Origin of the sequence: Streptococcus sp. CF4-3, from assembly GCF_024295385.1 — a bacterium.
Lineage (GTDB): Bacteria > Bacillota > Bacilli > Lactobacillales > Streptococcaceae > Streptococcus > Streptococcus infantis_I.
The window spans coordinates 164107-184936 of the sequence record NZ_JANCPN010000001.1; the positions used below are offsets into that span (position 1 = coordinate 164107).

At 34.1% G+C, this 20830-nt stretch carries 17 protein-coding genes and 3 pseudogenes; 8 read left to right on the top strand and 12 right to left on the bottom strand.

Annotated elements, in window-relative coordinates; genetic code table 11:
* Nucleotides 1-4: 4 nt before the first annotated feature.
* Complete coding sequence (locus NML75_RS00840) at nucleotides 5-619, bottom strand: CadD family cadmium resistance transporter (RefSeq protein ID WP_302851143.1); 615 nt, start codon at nucleotides 617-619, stop codon at nucleotides 5-7.
* Nucleotides 620-647: 28 nt separating this feature from the next.
* On the opposite strand from NML75_RS00840, the gene NML75_RS00845 reads away from it, so the two are divergent.
* Nucleotides 648-833 (top strand): FanG protein, encoded by a 186-nt coding sequence (locus tag NML75_RS00845; protein WP_134805420.1) that lies wholly within the window; start codon nucleotides 648-650, stop codon nucleotides 831-833.
* 190 nt (nucleotides 834-1023) lie between these two features.
* On the opposite strand, the gene NML75_RS00850 is transcribed toward NML75_RS00845, so the two are convergent.
* The 7 genes and pseudogenes from NML75_RS00850 to NML75_RS00880 all read right to left on the bottom strand — a co-directional run bounded on the left by NML75_RS00850 (nucleotide 1024) and on the right by NML75_RS00880 (nucleotide 6312).
* On the bottom strand, nucleotides 1024-2289 hold the full coding sequence (locus NML75_RS00850) for a tyrosine-type recombinase/integrase (RefSeq protein ID WP_254731255.1): 1266 nt from the start codon (nucleotides 2287-2289) through the stop codon (nucleotides 1024-1026).
* An 89-nt stretch (nucleotides 2290-2378) separates the two neighbouring features.
* Nucleotides 2379-2639, bottom strand: coding sequence for a helix-turn-helix transcriptional regulator (locus NML75_RS00855; RefSeq protein WP_070494005.1), 261 nt, complete (start codon nucleotides 2637-2639; stop codon nucleotides 2379-2381).
* Nucleotides 2636-2851, bottom strand: coding sequence for a hypothetical protein (locus tag NML75_RS00860; RefSeq protein ID WP_254803999.1), 216 nt, complete (start codon nucleotides 2849-2851; stop codon nucleotides 2636-2638). Before NML75_RS00860 ends, NML75_RS00855 begins: the two co-directional genes overlap by 4 nt.
* Nucleotides 2852-2857: 6 nt before the next feature.
* Nucleotides 2858-3424: pseudogene (locus NML75_RS00865) on the bottom strand (replication protein); the annotation flags it as partial.
* Between the two features lie 879 nt (nucleotides 3425-4303).
* Nucleotides 4304-5380, bottom strand: coding sequence for an AAA family ATPase (locus tag NML75_RS00870; RefSeq protein ID WP_254731257.1), 1077 nt, complete (start codon nucleotides 5378-5380; stop codon nucleotides 4304-4306).
* Nucleotides 5380-5694 carry a hypothetical protein gene (locus NML75_RS00875; protein WP_139658322.1) on the bottom strand — a complete coding sequence of 105 codons (315 nt, stop codon included), beginning with the start codon at nucleotides 5692-5694 and terminating at the stop codon, nucleotides 5380-5382. The genes NML75_RS00870 and NML75_RS00875 overlap by 1 nt, the downstream gene beginning before the upstream one ends.
* Nucleotides 5695-5775: 81 nt before the next feature.
* Nucleotides 5776-6312 carry a hypothetical protein gene (locus NML75_RS00880; RefSeq protein WP_254731260.1) on the bottom strand — a complete coding sequence of 179 codons (537 nt, stop codon included), beginning with the start codon at nucleotides 6310-6312 and terminating at the stop codon, nucleotides 5776-5778.
* Between the two features lie 182 nt (nucleotides 6313-6494).
* On the opposite strand from NML75_RS00880, the gene NML75_RS00885 reads away from it, so the two are divergent.
* From NML75_RS00885 to NML75_RS00900, 4 genes and pseudogenes are all read left to right on the top strand, one after another.
* The gene (locus NML75_RS00885) at nucleotides 6495-9278 is read left to right on the top strand and encodes a DNA methyltransferase (protein WP_254731263.1); all 2784 of its coding nucleotides are present in this window, start codon (nucleotides 6495-6497) and stop codon (nucleotides 9276-9278) included.
* A gap of 77 nt (nucleotides 9279-9355) precedes the next feature.
* Nucleotides 9356-11212, top strand: coding sequence for a hypothetical protein (locus NML75_RS00890; protein ID WP_254731266.1), 1857 nt, complete (start codon nucleotides 9356-9358; stop codon nucleotides 11210-11212).
* A gap of 223 nt (nucleotides 11213-11435) precedes the next feature.
* Nucleotides 11436-11543: pseudogene (locus tag NML75_RS00895) on the top strand (IS30 family transposase); the annotation flags it as partial.
* A gap of 270 nt (nucleotides 11544-11813) precedes the next feature.
* Entirely contained in the window at nucleotides 11814-13130 is a 1317-nt protein-coding gene (locus NML75_RS00900) for a hypothetical protein (protein ID WP_254731269.1), read from the top strand.
* A gap of 154 nt (nucleotides 13131-13284) precedes the next feature.
* On the opposite strand, the pseudogene NML75_RS00905 reads toward NML75_RS00900, so the two are convergent.
* Nucleotides 13285-13491: pseudogene (locus NML75_RS00905) on the bottom strand (IS3 family transposase); the annotation flags it as partial.
* Nucleotides 13492-13723: 232 nt separating this feature from the next.
* On the opposite strand from NML75_RS00905, the gene NML75_RS00910 reads away from it, so the two are divergent.
* Both NML75_RS00910 and NML75_RS00915 read left to right on the top strand, forming a co-directional pair.
* Nucleotides 13724-15064: an SMODS domain-containing nucleotidyltransferase gene (locus NML75_RS00910; protein ID WP_254731272.1), complete on the top strand. Its 1341-nt coding sequence runs from the start codon at nucleotides 13724-13726 to the stop codon at nucleotides 15062-15064.
* Complete coding sequence (locus tag NML75_RS00915) at nucleotides 15061-15627, top strand: SLATT domain-containing protein (RefSeq protein ID WP_254731275.1); 567 nt, start codon at nucleotides 15061-15063, stop codon at nucleotides 15625-15627. The genes NML75_RS00910 and NML75_RS00915 overlap by 4 nt, the downstream gene beginning before the upstream one ends.
* 198 nt (nucleotides 15628-15825) lie before the next feature.
* Here the strand turns inward: NML75_RS00915 and rpmG are convergent, their stop codons facing one another.
* Entirely contained in the window at nucleotides 15826-15975 is a 150-nt protein-coding gene (gene rpmG / locus NML75_RS00920) for a 50S ribosomal protein L33 (RefSeq protein ID WP_001265622.1), read from the bottom strand.
* Between the two features lie 15 nt (nucleotides 15976-15990).
* Entirely contained in the window at nucleotides 15991-16173 is a 183-nt protein-coding gene (gene rpmF / locus NML75_RS00925) for a 50S ribosomal protein L32 (protein ID WP_000290417.1), read from the bottom strand.
* A 218-nt stretch (nucleotides 16174-16391) separates the two neighbouring features.
* On the opposite strand from rpmF, the gene ilvD reads away from it, so the two are divergent.
* Nucleotides 16392-18095 carry a dihydroxy-acid dehydratase gene (gene ilvD / locus NML75_RS00930; RefSeq protein ID WP_074324508.1) on the top strand — a complete coding sequence of 568 codons (1704 nt, stop codon included), beginning with the start codon at nucleotides 16392-16394 and terminating at the stop codon, nucleotides 18093-18095.
* A 120-nt stretch (nucleotides 18096-18215) separates the two neighbouring features.
* Here the strand turns inward: ilvD and NML75_RS00935 are convergent, their stop codons facing one another.
* Nucleotides 18216-20813 carry a YfhO family protein gene (locus NML75_RS00935; protein WP_254731277.1) on the bottom strand — a complete coding sequence of 866 codons (2598 nt, stop codon included), beginning with the start codon at nucleotides 20811-20813 and terminating at the stop codon, nucleotides 18216-18218.
* Nucleotides 20814-20830 lie beyond the last annotated feature (17 nt).

The window sequence follows — 20830 nt, forward strand, 5'->3', positions numbered from 1 at the left end:
TCTCCTAGCCGAACACAGTTCTTAGCATGTCAAAGCTGTTGTTTTCAATCAGGATATACATCCCCAATCCTAAATAGACAACGGCAATAAACCATCTGCTATATTTCTCCAAAGTTTCTCCAACAGAAGGGACTTGTGCCAATTTTTGGGCAGAAAAAACCAAGAGATAAATCATGACTAGAAAGGTAAGTAAAGCCACTATCAAATTCGCTAAATTTAAGGTAATAAAATATGGGACAAAAACACCAATATTGTCAGCACCACAACTTGCAAAAGTAATCATAGCAACTAGAAAAACCAGGTTTTTATTATCTTTGCGCAAACCATCTTTTGCAATAGCTTCTCCATCAGAATCTCCTAAAAGCAAAACTTTGAGTCCTAGGAAAATTGGAATCAAACCGAGCAAACCTAAAATCTCTTTACTAGGAATATAATTTAAGACAAATGCAAAAAGTAAACTTAGCAATATTAGACTAACAGAGCCTAGAAATTGTCCTAAATAGATGTTAATGATGTCCTTTCTGCTTTTTCTTTTGGCAAAAAATAACATTAGGATAATAAGTAAGTCTACGGCTGTCCCAGAATACAGGATTATTGAAGTAACAACATTTTGAATCATAAAATACCTCATTCAAATATATTTTTGAATGTATTCTAACATTAAACTTTGTAGATGTCAACTTCAGCTCCATCAAAATATAGATAAGAAGGTAGTGTACCAAACATTAAAAAGCCCTGCCATCGAAATGATAGCAGGGCTTAACTTCAATATCCAGATGATATATTTATCTAAAAAAGGTAGAGAAAAAGGTAGAGTTTGGACTGAAATATAGTGAAATGTATTGAAATTGAAAAAAGAAAAAACGCTTGAAATCAGCGTTTTTCTTATGTATTGATTCGTATTGAATGCTTACTTCACTTCTGTAAAGGTTGTGAATGTTATTTTAGCACCCTCTATACGCCTTCATATCAACGTTTTTAGATTATTCTACAGAAAATGTAGTCATAAATGTAGTCATTTTGCTATGCCGTCAATTTCGCAATTTCTTTGAGATAGATTTCAACTGCTTCCGCCTTCTTTTTCGGTGCCAATTCAGCGTAAGTGTCCATTGTCGTTTTAATCGATTTATGGTCCATTCTTATCTGGAGTTCTTTCCAGTTCGCACCAGCATTCAGCATCAAAGAAGCATGTGTATGACGGAAAAGGTGGAAACCATAGTTTGGTAATCCCAACTCAGTCAAACGCTTTTTAAGTGTTGCACGTTCATTTCTATCACACATATAGTTCCCGTAAATTGTCGGGAAAATTAGATCCACAGTTGGTAAATCATGACTCACAAAATAATCACTCATCTCAGCATGAAAAGCTTTCAAGTCATCTAAGACTTGTATCGGGACTGCAACTCTTCTGTTGCCAGCATCAGTCTTGGCACTGTTCTTACAAACAATCTCGCCCTTAATCTCAAGTTTCTTATTTCCAGCTTTCCACATTAGTGTTTTATTGACGATAATTTCATTAGCATCAAAATCCAAATCATTAATCGTCAAAGCTAAAAGCTCATTGATTCGAAGTGCAGAAGCTAGCAGCGTGTCGCAGATAACTTTGAATCTTCGATTAGCTCGTGTATCAGGTAAAGTATTCAGATAGTTCAGCCAAGTAGCCAAATCCTCTCCATGCAATACCATGATTCTCTCCTTTACCACCTTTGGTTTTGGAGGAATTTTCACTGTACGAGCGGGATTATTTGTTAGTTCAAAATTCGTGATCCCATAATCGAAAATATCACTAAGCTTATAGATAACTGCACCGAAATCTTTTGCATGGCCCTTTTTAGATTTTTTCATACCTGATTCAACTGACTTTTTAGATTGCTGGGCTAGCTTATTAACCCAAATCTGAATATCTGCAGATTTTATTTCTTCAGGCCTATATTCTCCAAACTTAGGGATGAGATAGGTATCAAGATAGCTTCGGACTCGGTTAATCGTATTCTGAGAAGTCACCCAAGTTACAAAACTGACAAACCAGGCTTCTGCTAACGACTCGAAGTTATTAATCAGCAAAGTCTCTTTTAGAGTTGAGCCCTTCGCTTCAAATTCAAGCCGAGCTTGAATGATTTTTCTATCAAGACTTTTTAGAGTCTTAGCAGTTATAGATGATGTAACTTTTTTTCCAGTCTTAACATCTACACCAATATACACACCACGTTGCGTATAGCTAATACTTCCATTACTCTTGGTAGTTTTAATGACTTTCCGATTGTTGTGAATGATAGTTTCTTTCTGCATAGTAGCCTTTCACGTTCGGATATATAAAAGGCTAAAATAACAACCTCACACTATTTATGTGATGTTACTATTTTAGCACATTTTTAAAATTAAGGAGTTAAATAGTTCAGCACATCTTCCATTTTGTAGTAAACAGTTCGAGTACCCTCGATAGGTGGTTCAAGACGCTTAAGACCTGTCTTCTCCCACGATTTCAATGTATTTGGTGAAATTTTAAGTATAGAAAGCAGCTCTTTCTGAGTTAGAATACTCACATTCTTTTGAATATCTTGCTGTTTCTGCATCATAGCAAGTAAACAAGTCAAAATCTGTTCAATTCGATTCAATATTAATAATTGATTTGAGGTCATCTATCCATCTCTTTGTCTTTCAAATGATTATTTTCTCTATGAGAATTTTGATTCCGTCGATATTCCTCATTCTTTTCTTTCAAACGTTTCTTTTCTCTGATATAATCCTGTTTAAGATAAAGTAAGTCGTCTTCTTTTTTCTTCTGTTGTTCTTTATTTTCACGATATTGTTTACGATAGTATGCCTCATCTTCTTTAATCTGTTTAATCATATAATCTTGTTTATTCTTATTATATCGGAGTGAATCCAACAATTTTACAAAAAAGAATGGCTTCTGAACAATTAATTTTAAAAGAATGGGCTCGTTTTTACGTGCATAATTTACTAGACTACCAAATTCTGTAAAATTCTATTCATTAATGATATCGATAGCCGTTTCTAAATAATTATCTTTACTGTTCTCAATAATAAACTGCTCAAGATCAAATCCACAACCTGCAACAATATCTTTAACATCGTACTGTGTTTTCTCCGGATTCTGAGCATGAGTCAAATAATGAAACATTCCGGTTGGGGACATAACAGCCTCAACATGCTTTGGTGTATTTAATTTTTCAGTCAGAAGCTCAGAAACTTGGCTTTCGCTCTTGAGCGAATCAAAGAAAAGCACACCATGTCGATGAGTTTTTTTAAATTCCCCAGTTTCTTCATTGATATCCTTATCATGCCATGGGCTAAGAACGAAAGGAACTCCCATTCTGTCAAGAATTTCTTTATGATTTTCAGGAGCGCTATCTTGATAAAGCAAGAAAGTCCACTTATTAGCACGTCTATTTTTAATCATAGATATTACCTCTTTTATTAATAAAATTTTCCCTATTATTTAAATCAATGAATTTTATACATGGGCTACCTCTATTTAACAATACAAAATATTGGTTGGTTCGTTTGCAACTTAACATCGTTTTTTCCTCACTGTATTTTCCAAATAAATATGATAATTTTCGTAAACCGACTTAACTTTTTGATCGTTGATTATTGATCCATAGTCGTAGTGATTTATACATATTGAATAATCCATGAAAACAGAGTGTTTTTGACATCCACTACGTGTGTCAAAAACTCTATTTTCACTATCTTTTCGAACCTTTGTAAAACAATTTATTCCCGATTCTAATCGGAGATGAAAAATAAAATTTGGGATTGCAATTCGAGATTTCTTCTTTTATATGTGATCCCATATTCCTAAAAATTTGCTGTGATTGCTGAGAAGTAGGATACTTTAGAACAACTACTACACTTTCATTTCTTACATCAACAATACTACCAGCAACAGATTTGTTAAAATCCTGTATAATTGAATTTTTTTGAAAACTATTTATACTAGTTGAGATAGTCTCATGTTGTATTAAAAAATAACGTAGTCTGATAGTTTGTTTCACTGATTCAAAATAGTTGGATATTTTGTCTGTTTTATATCTATCCGTCAGCTCAATTGTTAATAAAATTGAAAGAAGTAAAAACAGCATAATAACAACTAATAAAAATATCATAGAAAGCAAATACAATTTATTTTGTATTACGACAATTTTTCTTGAAAAAACTTCATTATTAAATAAAAGGATTAAAAGACGAGAAGTTATACTCAAGACAGTATTAAGAATTACAAAAACTAATAGATATCTGGATAGATTAAATGTCTTCTGAAAAAATGTCTTCTCCATTATAAAATTCCTTTCTTTGTAAAGTATGTTGGACATAACAACGGTAACACTTGATAGGGATGTTCGTTATCAATAACTTGAATCAAACCTGTACCCTTACCAATAGGAATCACAATACCTTCTGGGTCTAGATCTGGAAACAAAAATTGTGTTGTCTTTTGATTGATATTTCCAATTTGAATAAGTACATTCAATTGTTCGCGAACAGAAACTGGAATTGTGTTATGATCGAAACGCTGACCAACTAATAAAAGATGAACTCTAGTCGCTCGGCCCAATAGAGCAACTTGGGATAAGAGGGAAAAGAAAGATTCTTTTATCGTTTTATTGACACCTTCCGATAACGCTAGAACTTCGTCTATGACAATAGTTAAATGTTTAAACTCTTGATCTGGATTATCATAGAGAATTTCTTGACGTTCTTGGATAAGATTCAAACATGAACTAAGATTTTCATTTATCTCTGATACAAAATCTGATTTAGATCGATTTCTTTGAGGATGGAGAACAGGAAATCCATTTTCCCGGGCCCAACGACTAGGTGTATCAAACTTAGGATCCACAATGATTAAATCAGAAAAATTTTTCAGTAAACTTAGAAAATAAGTCAAAGCATATGATTTCCCTGAACCACTATTTCCTGCGATAGCTATAGAAGTTACTTTATTAAAATCCAGAGTTAGATTTTTCATTATTGGTACTGTGTTAATTTCTTGCTTCAAAACAAACTGATCTAAATCTGAAATTACAAGTCTTTCTGAAATTCCTACTTTCCAAGGGAAAAATAATCCTCTTTGAACGTGGATATCATCGGTTTCAAGAGCAACAAAGTAAGCAGAATTTTGTTTAAGTACTGTATATCGTGGATAAAGAGCAGCGTTAGCAATCAGAAAAATCTTCTGATAAAGTTCATCATCAATAATGAAACCTGCTGGTAGTCTTGGTATAAACAGAAAGCCATCTTGCATGATTGTCGTGTGAAAACTATTACTGTAGCTAGTTTCCCCCTGCATGATAGCTCCAAGCCCCATATTTAGGGCTTGGAGCAAGTATTGAGCAAGGTCTTTATCAGTCATTATTTAACCTCTTTGATTCCATTCGCACGAAAATAGACATTGTAGCCGACTTCGCAAGCCTCTAGATTATCAAAATCAACCATCGCTAAATATGGTGGAAGAGCAACTTCTGTTTCGAATTTGACTTGGAATGGTGGCAAGCCTTTCTGAGAGAACCAGGCCTTGTGTCCGATAATCTCACCAGTTGGCTGACTATCTTCAAACTTGATTTGCGGTTCAAATTCAGTACTTAGACAATGAATTGGTTGCTTCTGATCAACATATTGTTTAGCTGTATTGGCTGAATAGCCATTTTTACGATTATTTGTACGCATAAACGTACCTCCTTTTCTTAGATGACTACAGTTTATCAAACTTACTAATTCAAAACCGGCAAAATTTTTGCCGGTTTTGAATTATAATTCTGATAGCAGAAAAGCTAACTCAACTAACCAGTCGCTAATTTTCTCTGAAATTTCTAAAGATGATTCTTCATTTGGAAACTCTGGGAAAAAATTTAATAAACTTACGATAAATTTGTCAATAATATTTTTTTCAAAATTTTCAAATTTAATATCATTACACCCATATCTTCTATTTAAAAAATTAAATAGTTGTCGTCTGAGCGATGATTTTTTAAAATGTGAATCTGTTTTTAAAACTTCCAAGATTTCTGAAATAAGGCTCAAACAAAATTGCTCATTTGGAAAAAATAGATCTTTTGGTGTCTTAATTCCAAGACTCTCCTGAAATCCTGTCTGTGAATCTACTGTCATGTTTCGACTCCCTTTCAAAATCCCTCTAACTGTTCTATTATCTATACATTTTATATCTTCTTTAGAATATGCAAAAGAAATATCGTATTGACTTAGACCTTTCTTTTTCATTTCCTCTTTTAAATACTTTCCTAATATTTTTGAATATATTGGAAAAATGATTTCTTTATTTAGCATTTTACTACTCTCCTTTTTGGACAAAAAAAAAGAGCCATCCGACCGATGGCTCTTTGATTTTTTAATTTGCAGTAGTAGTATGCCACAAAAAACGATTTATAAAATTTCAAATTTTATAAAAAAACAAATTGATTATTTTTAATGGTATAATAACATCAAGTAGTAATATTATTGGAGATGAAATGGATATCAAGCAACAGAAGAAAAATGCCCAGGCGTTTATTAAACGTTGGGAAAATCGTGGGAACGAGCGACAAGATAGCCAATCTTTTTGGCTTGATCTACTTCAGTCAGTATATGGGATTGAAAAACCTACAGAATACATAAGATTTGAAAATACAGTTAAGATTGACAAAACAAGTTTTATTGATGGTTTTATTGATGCGACAAAGGTTTTGATTGAACAAAAGGGTTCTCACAAGGACTTAAATAAAGCTATTAAACAGTCTGATGGTACTTATCTAACACCATTTCAACAAGCTAAACGATATGCCACAGATTTACCGTATTCTCAAAGACCCCGTTGGATTGTAACATGTAATTTTAAAGAGTTTTATGTCTATGATATGGAACAACCAAACGGTGAACCCAAGGTCATTAAACTAGCTGACCTGGAGAAAGAAGCATATCGTCTAGAATTTCTGATAGATAAGACAAATGAACACCTAGAACGTGAGATGAAGGTTTCTATTGAGGCTGGAGAAATCGTTGGAGAGATTTACGAGGGGCTGCTTAAGCAGTATATCAATCCTGATAGTCCAGATAGTCTTCATGCGATTAACCAACTTGTTGTGCGTCTAGTATTCTGTCTTTATGCTGAAGATGCGGGAATTTTTGGACATCACATGATGTTTCATGATTACCTGGCTCGTTTTAGCAGCCGTGACTTCCGACGAGGGTTAATTGACCTTTTCTCTATCTTAGATACTCCGATTGAAGAACGAGATCCGTACTTGGATGAGGAGCTTCTTGCTTTTCCTTACGTTAATGGAGGGATGTTTGCTGAGAATAGGCTAGAAATTCCAAACTTTACGGATGAACTACGTGAGTTAATTTTGGAGCATGCTTCATCTAGCTTTGACTGGTCTGAAATTAGTCCTACGATTTTTGGAGCAGTATTTGAGTCTACACTCAACCCAGAAACACGTCGAAGCGGTGGTATGCACTATACCTCTATTGAAAACATCCATAAAGTAATTGATCCACTCTTCCTGGATGAACTAAGAGATGAATTGAATGAGATTCGTCAATTCAAGCAATTTAAAACTGTTGAACAAAGAGCTAAACAGTTTCAGTCAAAGCTATCTAGTCTGACATTCTTTGACCCAGCTTGTGGTTCAGGTAACTTCCTTACAGAAACTTATATATCCCTAAGACGTTTAGAAAATGAAGCTATTAAGCTTTATATGGGAGATACAGTAGCATTAGACTTAGGTCAAGACCTTGTTAAAGTGAAATTAAATCAATTTTATGGTATCGAGATCAATGACTTTGCGGTTTCTGTTGCTAAAACGGCCCTCTGGATTGCAGAAAGCCAGATGCTGGAAGAAACTAAAGATATTGTATTTGCGAATATTGATTTTTTACCACTCAAGTCTTACACTAATATTGTTGAGGGAAATGCTTTAAAGATTGATTGGGAAACAATTGTACCTAAAGATAGGCTGAGTTATATTATTGGGAATCCGCCTTTTGTTGGCTCAAAATATTCAACACCTGAACAAAAGAAAGATATGGATGTCGTATTTTCTCCCTACACTAAGAAATATAGAAAATTAGACTTTGTTGCTAGTTGGTACCTGTTAGCTTCTAAATTCATGGAAGGTACAAGTATCAAGAGCGCATTTGTATCGACCAACTCAATCATGCAAGGAGAGCAAATCTCTATTCTATGGCCACTAATCTTTGATATGGGTAATGAAATTGATTTTGTCTATAAATCCTTTATTTGGAATAGTGATGCAAACTTAAAAGCTCATGTTCATTGTATCATTGTAGGATTCAGTTCTACATCGGTCACAACGAATAAAGTTATTTATGATAATGGAAGTGAATCTAAAGTAAGTAATATAAATGCTTATCAGATTGAAGCTGAAAATATCTTTATAGAAAGTAGAAATAAGTCAATTAGTGGTGCTAAGCCAATGATTGCTCCAAATAAGCCATGTGACTATAATCATCTAAAAATTGAAGCCACGGAGTATGACGACTTTATCAAATCATCTCCTGAATCTGCAAAGTGGATTAAGCGAATGGTTGGTGCAAAGGAATTTATTCAAAATAAAGAACGCTATTGCTTGTGGCTTGTAGGAATCACACCTAAAGAACTCCGTTCAATGCCGATAGTTTTGGATAGAGTTGAAAAATGTAGAGAAGCTCGTATCAATGCGAATACTTCTGAATCATTAAAATTAGCAAATACACCAACACTATTTAGAGAGCAATTAAACCCTGATAAATATCTAATTATTCCTTGTGTTTCTTCTGAAAGAAGAAAATATGTTCCAATTGGTTTTTTAGATGATAAAACAATTCCAGTTATGGGAACTTTGATAGTGCCTGATGCAGATTTACTTGATTTAGGAATATTGACATCAAATGTCCATATGGCATGGATGAGGACAGTAGCTGGTCGTTTGAAATCTGATTACAGATATTCAAAAGACATTGTTTATAATAATTTCCCTTGGCCTGAATTGACTGAGGAGCAGAAGAGTAAAATCTCTAAAACTGCTCAAGCAATTCTCGATGCACGTGCGCTATATCCAGATAGCTCATTAGCTGATCTTTATGATGAGTTAACTATGCCAGTCGAACTTAGACGGGCTCACCAGGCTAATGATAAAGCAGTTATGGAAGCTTATGACATGACAAAAATCGTAGATGGAAAGAGAACTTGGTTAACTGAAAGTGAAACGGTTGCAAGATTGTTTGAGATGTATGAAGATATAACAAAAACCAAATAACAAAAACTCTTCAAGATACACTCAATTACTTTAAGTATCGCTTAGGTTCGTACAAATTTAAGAAGGATATCACAGATATGCAACAGCAAAGATTTCATATTCCTAATAATGTAATAGAGCCATATCAATACGATATAGCTCTGAACTACATTGAAGCGTATCAGCCATCGACTGAAATTAATAATTTAATAGAAACCTATTTAATACTGAAGTTAATTAAAAAAGAAATTGAATTTTCTAAATTCAAACATCTAATTTCAAAATTTCATAACGATATATCCACGAATTTCCCAAATACCATTTTTGAAATAGACTATGATAGCATTGAAATTTTTTATAAAGATATCTTTTGGGAATTAGTATTATCCTTAGGAAAAATTAATAAAGATGATGCTTCCCAGTTTGAATCATACATTAAAAAATATAACATTCGGACAATAAATCTTAAAATTGTTACAAAATTGATTGATCTATTCCCACAAGTTGTTAAAGAAAATTTTCTCTCTTTATCTAGAAATATAGAATTTTTCCTGGATCATCAATCAGGAAGATTTACAGATTCTAATAATGGCTTATACATTAAATTAGGAATCACAAATGAAGAGATAAATAATCTAGCAAAAGAATATTGTAATACGGATAATATTAACCCAAACTATTTACAAAAAATAGTTGATTATAAGAAATTAAGCGAATATAAGTTTAATGACCCAATTAAACTCCTAGCTAAAAGAACTATTGAAGAGTTCTTAGAAAAAAATTCTGGTATCAGTCAGACATTACAGTATTCTCAATCCATTAGTATTGATAACTTAGCAGCTGATAAGTTATTTCAGTTAGAAAAAAATAAAATTATTCTTAACAAATTATTACTGGATGAATATCATGACTTTCCAACCTTATTAAATAACTATATATATTTTTTGGGTTTCTTTAATTATGAAATAGGATTACCCTGGCTTATTGCCAATGACGAAAGATTTGACTTCTCACGCTTCTTTTCCCCAAAATCAAATGCTAATTTTAATGGTTTTCATCCGAAATTAAAAACTACGTATAGTTTGTTATTTTTTGCATATTTTGTTTATTTGAAAAAAAATGGCATTGATATTGAAAAAATTGTGGAATGGTACTTTAATATTTACTTAAAGGATGAGTTAAATATAGTGGGATTCTACTTTCATGCTTCTAATAAAGATTCTACTTTCTATGAAAGAGGAAAATGTATAATCAGTGAAATGGATGGTATTTTAGACCAATATGAATTATTTTTTAGAAATGGAGAAATTGACCAAGATTTATTAGAGATTAAATCTGGCACTTCCTCTTATGCTACATTGAAATCCTTTAATAAGAAAAAATTTATCAAATTGAACGACACTCCTGATAATTCTGCATTGTTCTCTGCGCTTTTTTCTGATCAAAGTCCACTTAGCTTCATTTCATCGAAAGAAGAACATAAAACCTTCTTCAAACATATAAAAGAAGGTGTGAAGATTACAGATTTTGATGATTATCAGATAAGACAAATAAATATTCTAATAGAAAAGAATCTTTTAAAACTATCAAACGATGTAATAAAATTTTCAAACTTTCAAGAAATTAACATTTTGAATAAATTATGGAAATCAGGTACATATTGTCTATACTATAAAGATAAAATGATACTAAATATTGCAGAGGACCTTTGTAAGAAAGGGTATTGTGAATACTCAGATAATCTTTTTTCTGAACATGAAAGTAATTATTTATCTTATATTTTGGATGATAAAAAATATGGCAATGGATTAAAGATTAGAAATAAGTTTTCTCATGGTAAATTTGGATATAAAAGAGAAGAAGAACATTTACAAAATTATTTAGAGTTGCTCCAAATAGTCATTTTTTATGTTATAAGAATTAACGATGAGTTAGAATTTTCAAATCAAAGCTAGCTAATATATAATCTAGGTGTTTGTAAAAATCATCTATACTATATAAAAAGCACATAATAATTATTAGTGTATTTTCCTTCAATAACCATAAATGATTATATTGCAACAAACCATGGTAACGTCGCTTTCTTCTAGTATAGACAGGTTCGTGGAGTTTAGAAGAACAGAATCAAGATAAGGTGAAATAATCGACAAAAACAAATGGATTTTACAAATATTTCTCTTATCAGCTATAGCTGATAAGAGAAATCAAATCCTAAGGAAGTCCTTGAACTACCAAACTCCGTATCAAGTTTTTCTGAGTCTTGTGAAATTGTCTAGCTTAATTTAACAAATGAGATTATATAAGCTATGGGGGGAAACACGCTCTGGTTAGGATAAAAATATTGACCCCTACGCACCAGCTAAATAAGAAGCACTTATAAAACACTCTAAATAACTTAGTGAAAAATGGGCGTTCATTCTTTAATATGACGAACAACCTTGTTATCTTAATGGTAGAGAATGGATTGATGAAATAGCGAATAAAAATAGACCCCCAGTCGAAAATTTGTTTGACTGGGAACTGACACTAGTGACTTGACTTTTTGGAGGATTAGAAATGGAAAATATAGAAGAATTATTAGTAACTCTGCAGGAACAAAGCTTTACCTTCAATTATGAAAATAGAGAAGTGAGGATTGATTTAGATACATTATTGTCTGATTATGATGATGGAACATCATTTATAGACTACATATCAGATTTTTATTACGTTCAATCTGTTTATCAAAAATTAAAAAATAGTGAAGGTGCTGATCCTGTAGAATTCTTCAAAGAATTCTCTAATAGTAATAAATCATACTATAAACTATTATCATTTATTAAATTCTACTATTCAGAACTTAAAAAATGTCTTTATGAAATTAAAGATGGCACGAAATTTCGACGTCGGATACACTTTGAAATATATAGAGAGCTATTATACACCTCTTATTCGTATATAAAAATCGGTTGGATCCCCTATTTAGATAAAGAAGATAATGATATTGATGTGACTATTTATATTGAATCAAATTTGGAGGAAAAAAATAAAATTTTAACCTATTTTATTAAACAATATGATATAGGTTTAAACCCTGTACTCAAACTAACACTCTTACGAATTATTTTAGAATTACTAATTAACGATAGAGAGAATTTTGAACTGAGAAAGCAATCATTGGAAAAATTTTTGGAATCTTTTTCAAACAAATTAAATAATTTAACAAGTAAATTCCAAAGTACATTGAACAGACACGTTCCTAATCAAATACTTTGTCTTGTTTCAGTCGATAACAACAATTGGTTCGGACAAATGATTAATAATGTCGAATTTTCTAATGCTTTGAACACACTGACAGGAAAAAATAGACGGAACTTGAATTGTTATGCTGTTGCTTATAATGATAGTTTTGATTATTATTCTTATTCAATAAATCACCTAGATTTAGATGACCGAAATGACCTTCATAACATATTTAGTGAGTTACTAAATAAAGTTCCAGCAGCAAAATTAACTGATGATGTGAGATACTTTTTACCTAATGAAAATGATTCTATAACATATGGACAATTCAAAGATTTTCCAGAAAAATCAAATAGTAAATTTAATCGGATGTTTACGTGCTGTGAGAGGAAACTCTTCGCAAAACTTAGGAAGGAAGAGTCGGAAATTAATAAAATGAATATACTTGTAACACAGGCACCTTGCGTCTATTGTTCAAGAGAATTGAATTATATTAAGAAAAAATGTTCAGTGACTATTGACATAAATTATCCTGAATTAGACAGAATTAATACTCATGATTGCTTAGCACAAAAAATATTTGACTCTTTTCCGATATCGTCTCGTATACTTATATGGATTAAACAGAAATTTAAATTCAATCTCAAGTAGATAATAGAACAGTTTAAACAATGTAAATATTTTCGAACTTCCTTAAATTACTTTTTGCAAGCAATTAACCGACCATCTGAAGGGTAAATTGATTTCCCAACAAGTTGTTTAACATCTTCTGTTAGAGTAATATTTTGTATTTATAAGATTACTTTTTTCTATAAATTTCTTCCTTTAATTCGGGAGAATAGTAACGACTCTTCCCTTTTTTAACAATTTCTATTTCGTAATGAACAATCAATTTAATCATGTACTGAAAATTAGAAATGTTTATCCCAAATTGATCTGATAGCTGTCTAAAGCTCTCCCCTTGCTTTCTCATTTCATATATTTGAACTTTATCTTCATAAGTTGATTTCATAATAAAACACCCCAAAAATTAGACAGAAAAATCTAACTTTTGGGGTGCAGTTCATTACATTCAAATTAGAGTGTTTTTGTGTTCACTTTACAAAATAACACAATATATTGTGTATGCTTTTTAAAAAAACACAACATATTGACAAAGCAAATATTTAGTAGTATTATTACATTAAAGATGTTACTGGATTATAAGCTTTCTGAAGCAGAGTGACTATAAAATAGAGGTGTAGATGTTAGAATTTGATGTAATTGAACACTTTAAAGCGTTTGAAAAAAACTTGAAGACTTCTGAAGATGATGTAAATACTATAAGCAATAGAGTAAAAGTAATTACTAAAATAATTAACAAAGCCTATTGGAATATAGATTCTGAAGTTTTACATAGCATATTGGTAGGTTCGTATGGACGGGGGACAGCAATACACTTGAGTGATATAGACTTACTTGTAGAGCTTCCAGAAAATCAAAAAGATCGATTTGCTCAGTATAGCGGAAACGGTCAGAGTGCCTTGCTTCAGGATCTGAAAAGCAAATTATTGAAGCACTATTCAGATTCGATTATTAAGGGAGATGGACAGATTGTTAGCATCGAGTTCTCTGACGGCATTCGCTTTGAGGTATTACCAGCTTTTAAATTATCTGGTACAGATAAGTATGAATATCCTAATGCTAATAACGGTGGTAGTTGGGAAGAGACAGACCCTAGGCTTGGACAATATAAACTAACGGACCAGAATAAACGATATAAAAGTGCTGTTAAAAAATTTTGTCGTATGTTACGTGCATGGAACGATACAAACGATGTTGGATTGCATGGAATTGCCATAGATTCATTAAGCTATAGTTTTTTTGAAACTTGGGATGAGTCTAAGACAGGGTATGTATATTTTGATTGGATATCGCGCGATTTTTTCAGGTATGTAATAAATTTTATCGAAAATAATAATATTCTACTCTCGCTAGATGGAAGCTACAGCATTGAGATTGACACTGCTATAAAACGTAAGGCAGAGAGTGCTCTAAGGATTTGCGAAGCAGCTATTGTTTTCTGTAGAGATAATCAGAAATCAGAAGAGTATTGGAGTAAAGTCTTTGGGAAAAAATTTCCAAAACTGCTATCTGGAAAAAATTTCCAAACTGACAGAGTTTCAATCTCAAAACGTAGCACTAGAGAACCAATCGGCACTGCTATTGATACTGAGCAATTTGCAGATGAAATGGGATGGGATATTGCTATAGAAAAGACTGTTGAAATCCAATCAAGTTTGGAGATCAATGGTTTTAGGAAAGGTAGCATTTCACATAAATTTAGAATCCCAATAAAACCTAACTCAAAAATAATCTTTTCAGTTAAAGATGCTCCTGGTATTTATTGGTATTGGAAGGTTAGAAATGTTGGAGCGATAGCAAATAGTAGAAATGCAATCAGAGGTCAAATTGTAAAAAGAACATATAAGATCGTTGAACCTATTAATTTCAAAGGCAATCATTATGTAGAAGTATACGGGGTACATCAAGGCAGAGTGAAAATTTATGGGAAAATAGATGTGCCTTTGGAGGATTTTTTATGAGTGAAAATATTATGTATCAAAAGTTATGGCAACAAATCGTTGAACAACATGCCAAGTTAGTATATAGTTTTACTACAGATGAAAAAGAAATAGCTCGTATATTATGGTGGGCGAAATTTCGACAAGTAATATCTATTATTTCGTCTGCAATAACAGTTAGTCCCGCTCTTTCATCTTTGTTTGGTCATAATGTGTGGTGGAAGTTTTTTTCTGCAATAGCGGGTATCGTTTTATTATGCTTATCTACTTACAATCTTAAAACAGATAATGACGATAAGGTGATCGCTTTAAGAAAGTCAGCAGATACTTTATGGGAAATTAGAGAAAAATATATATCTTTATTAGTTGACTTTGATAATTTTACGATAGAGGAAATTAGAGATAGAAGAGATGAGCTGATTAAAGAGACTGCTAGTGTTTATAAAAATAGACCTAAGACAAGTCTACGTGCTTATAAAAAAGCTCAAAAAGCTTTACAAGTTGAAGAAGAGCAAACATTTAACGAGGGAGAAGCAGAGCAGCTATTACCTAGGTCACTGAGAAACAGGTATCCGAGGTCTTAAAAATTGATATAACGAAAAAGACAACAGATTTGACCCTGTTGTCTCTTTTATATATCCGAACATCTAATTTATTTCACAAAAAATGTAGTCAAAAATGTAGTCATTCGGTTGATTTTTATTGCAATACATTGAATTTTTAAAATTCAAGAATCGCGTTAAATCAAGGTTTTTTCGTTTCTACTGAAACGTAATGACCCACTATTTAACTTCTGTAAACACAACGTGTTTGCGAAGTTTTGGTGAGTATTTCTTCAATTGAAGACGGTCTGGAGTGTTACGTTTGTTTTTAGAAGTAAGGTACAAGCGTTCACCAGATTCTTTGTGTTCAAGTGTAATATTTACGCGCATGGTATCTCCCTTCTATTATTCAGCTGATGCAGCTTTAGCGATCTTACGTCCTTTGTAGTATCCTTTAAGTGATACACGGTGTGAACGTGAGTAATCTCCAGTAGTTTCGTCAAAGTTTACAGATGGAGCTGTTACTTTGTAGTGTGTACGACGTTTGTTTTTCTTCGCTTTTGAAGTGCGACGTGCAGGTACTGCCATTTCGTTTTTCTCCTTTTAAGATATAAATTCAATTAGGTTTGATTTTCATCAACTTTAATAGTATATCAAAACTTTTTTGTAAAGTAAAGTTACTTGACAAAAAAAGTTGTATTTTTTTATCGTACACTGTTGAATTGTCTGAAAATTTAAAAATTTTCTTCTGTTATTCATGTGAAAATTGTGCTATAATGGAACAAACTGAAATGGGAGGGACTTGAATGACAGAATTAGATAAACGTCACCGCAGCAGCATCTATGACAGCATGGTAAAATCACCCAACCGTGCCATGCTTCGTGCGACTGGTATGACAGATAAGGACTTTAAAACACCGATTGTTGGGGTCATCTCGACTTGGGCAGAAAACACACCGTGTAATATTCACTTGCATGACTTTGGGAAATTGGCTAAAGAAGGTGTTAAATCTGCTGGTGCTTGGCCTGTGCAGTTTGGAACCATTACCGTAGCCGACGGTATTGCCATGGGAACACCGGGTATGCGCTTCTCCCTAACGTCTCGTGATATCATCGCGGACTCAATCGAGGCTGCTATGGGAGGTCACAACGTGGATGCCTTTGTGGCTATCGGTGGTTGTGACAAGAACATGCCTGGATCTATGATTGCCATTGCCAATATGGATATCCCAGCTATTTTCGCTTACGGTGGTACTATCGCCCCTGGAAAACTGGATGGCAAAGACATCGACTTGGTTTCTGTATTTGAAGGAATCGGTAAGTGGAATCACGGCGATATGACTGCTGAGGACGTGAAACGTCTGGAATGTAATGCCTGCCCTGGCCCTGGTGGTTGTGGTGGTATGTATACTGCCAATACTATGGCTACTGCTATCGAAGTTTTGGGGATGAGTTTGCCAGGTTCTTCTTCTCACCCAGCTGAATCGGCTGACAAGAAGGAAGACATCGAAGCAGCCGGTCGTGCAGTTGTCAAAATGCTTGAACTTGGTATCAAACCTTCAGATATCTTGACTCGTGAAGCCTTTGAAGATGCTATTACAGTGACAATGGCTCTCGGTGGTTCTACTAACGCCACTCTTCACTTGCTTGCTATTGCCCACGCAGCTAATGTTGACTTGTCTCTTGAGGACTTTAATACTATCCAAGAACGTGTGCCTCACTTGGCCGACTTGAAACCTTCTGGTCAGTATGTCTTCCAAGACCTCTACGAAGTTGGTGGTGTGCCTGCGGTTATGAAGTACTTGCTGGCAAATGGATTCCTTCATGGAGACCGCATCACATGTACTGGTAAAACTGTCGCTGAAAACTTAGCTGACTTTGCAGACCTCACACCGGGTCAAAAAGTCATCATGCCACTTGAAAATCCTAAACGTGCGGACGGTCCGCTTATCATCTTGAACGGTAATCTTGCTCCTGACGGTGCAGTTGCCAAGGTATCAGGTGTTAAAGTGCGTCGTCACGTTGGTCCAGCCAAGGTCTTTGACTCAGAAGAAGATGCTATCCAAGCGGTCTTGTCCGATGAAATCGTTGATGGCGATGTTGTCGTTGTTCGTTTTGTTGGACCTAAGGGTGGCCCTGGTATGCCTGAGATGCTCTCACTTTCATCAATGATCGTTGGTAAAGGCCAAGGAGACAAAGTTGCCCTCTTAACAGATGGACGCTTCTCTGGTGGTACTTATGGATTGGTTGTTGGACATATCGCTCCTGAAGCTCAGGATGGTGGACCAATTGCCTACCTTCGTACAGGAGATATCGTTACGGTTGACCAAGATACTAAAGAAATTTCGATGGACGTTTCTGATGAAGAACTTGAAAAACGCAAGGCAGAAACAACCTTGCCACCACTCTATAGCCGTGGTGTCCTTGGTAAGTACGCCCATACCGTATCTTCTGCATCACGTGGTGCTGTTACAGATTTCTGGAATATGGAACAATCTGGTAAAAAATAAGCTCTCATATTATCCTATAAAGAATTACCTTATTACAGTGGTATAATAGGGCACACAAAAAGGATGAAGTTCTTACGAACTTCATCCTTTTTCATTGGAATAGGCAACAAAGTATGTTATCTACTCCACTTTTTTCTTTTTCCACAAGTAAATGAGTACGATGAGGGAAGTCATTGAAAGTACTATTCCAGTGTTTAACCCTGGTGGGCTATAACTCCATATAATCTCGTGTTCTCCTTCAGTTAGTGAAACACCCATAAAGAAACCAAGAGATTTTTGAACTTCTTGAGCTTGACCATCTACTGTTACACTCCAACCTGAGTGATATGGAATAGTGAAGGTTGCGAAGGATTGTTCACTATTTGGAACATTGACATGTGCTTTCACCGTTGAATTTGAATAGGAATCAATGGTGATATCATGTGTTTTTTTAAACTGTTCCAATGCATTTGTTAGCGTTGGTATATCAATTGAATAAAATTTAAAACCTCGAAAATCCCATTCTTTGGCTTTTCCTTCTTCAAAAGTGAGAGTAATCGTTTGATCTAAGTTTCCATTGCCAAGCATCCAAAATTGATTATCTCGGAATCGATTTTCATAGGGATAACTTAATCCGTTGAGCTTCACCTTTGACTTATTTACCGAACCAGCTTGTCTTTCTGGAATTTCAACAAAGTACAACTTATTTGGTTCAAGAGTCAACTTCCATTCAATGTTAGAATATTCTCCTTCATTTGATAGAGTGTATTTGTCTCCCGACTTTGTTAAATTCGAGGTAACTGGTTCCCCAACACTCACTTCGCTTAGTGCATTTGCTCCAGATAATCCAATCACTTGTAATAGCTGATTCAAATTGGCAGCGGGTTGATGTGCTTCAAATGAGATATTCGTCGCTGAACTTTCATTAGTTAAATATCCAAGAGAAAAGGCATATGGATTACGATAAACAGCAAAGTTCTTTAACGTACCTACTTTCTCATACAATCCACGAACGTCTGAAAAAATACGTTTTTCATCTCCATCCATCATAAAGTTTGAGATTCCAAAGAATGAATCCAGAATGACATTACGACTTGTATAGTTAACAACTGATTGCGATGACGGCAATCCTAGATAGCTCAATTCCTCAATCAATGAATACTCGAGACTCGAAGTGAAATGTGATACCCCATTATAATTATAGGCAATAGGGAAGTTGGCATGAGACAAGCCCTTATGCATTTCCATCCTTGTAAATACCTTTGAACCGCCGTAACCTTCTTGGTCAAAAGCAGTGGCGTATTCCATTTGACTCTTTAATCCTTCATTACCAATGAAAAAAGGTACCCTTTTTAATCCAACAAAAGAACTGATCATTAGTTCGATAATCACCACTCCGGCCACTAATTGTAACCTACGAACTTTATCTACTTTTCTAAAGAAAAACGCTAATAAGATGGTTGTCCAAAAGCAAAATGCGAGTATTTTCTGCGGCGTTTCAACAAATTGAAGACTTCTTTGAGTCGATAATACAAGTATTGAACCAAACCCAAAAATAGCCACTAGAAACTCGCTTAATCGAAGCTTATCTTTCCATTGTAGTAAGCTTTCTGACGCCAATACCAGCATAAAGCTGTTGGCTACCCATGAATTTCTAAAGAAGAAACCAACGGGACGTTGTCCCATATGCCAAATTTGATCGAAGCCTTGAATAGAGAATGAGAGAAACAACACAAGAAGGACGACTATCGCTGACAACTTCTTAAGGAGAGTAATCTCTTTCTTAGCAAAGAATGTAAACAACCCAAAGAGAGCCAAGCCACCAATATATAGCTGCGGTAGAGCCTTTGGATCACCCCATTCTTTTTCTCCGAAGGATCCTAGAATAAATTTTTGAGGCATTGCTACTACATCATTGACGAAGTCCCATGACCACGCGAAGGTACTCCCAGCGCTCGCTTTACTCTCTAACAAGGCACTAAAGACCGGCAATAACCAAAACGCTGCAATTCCTACACCAATTAGTGCAAATAAAGCAACTCTCCCCATTTTTAGTAGCGCCTCAATCAGAGGGTCATCCGTTGAGAAGATAATATAAAACGTATACAGTGCTACAAAAAGGCACATCATATAGCCTGTATAGAAATTCGTAATCAAACTAATAGAAAGAAAAATCGGTAATTTAAACGATCGCTTTCCACCCGCAATTTCTTCAATTCCTAAAAGAATCAACGGTACATAAATTAGATTATCTAAGAAATTAGGATTGTACTGTTGCGATACGATAAAGCCACTAAGAGCATACGACGAAGATAATCCTAACGATAACCAGTAATGTTTAGACACTCCTTGAAATTTCTTTTCCAAGAAATACCCAAAGACGACTCCCATTATCCCAGAACGAATTAGTGGGATTACATAACTCAAAATTTGAAATATTGAAACCGGGAAGATTACGTATAAAAACGTGAATGGACTTAAACTATTAAAACCCCAAACACTTGGCATTGCTCCTCCAAGTGATTTCTCGAAGGACCAAAACAGACCGCCATAATCTCCACTCCAGAACAGTTTATGTAATCCGATATATAGCGGAAAATATTGTGCAAGAAAGTCTCCACTATGTATCGAATTTTGTGAAAAGGGAGTCAACCCTAAACAAAGGAAGACCCCTAACATAACCATAAATGGAACAAAGAACAGCGAACTATATTTTAATTTCATTTTTGAAATTTTCATTATAGTCTACTCCCACT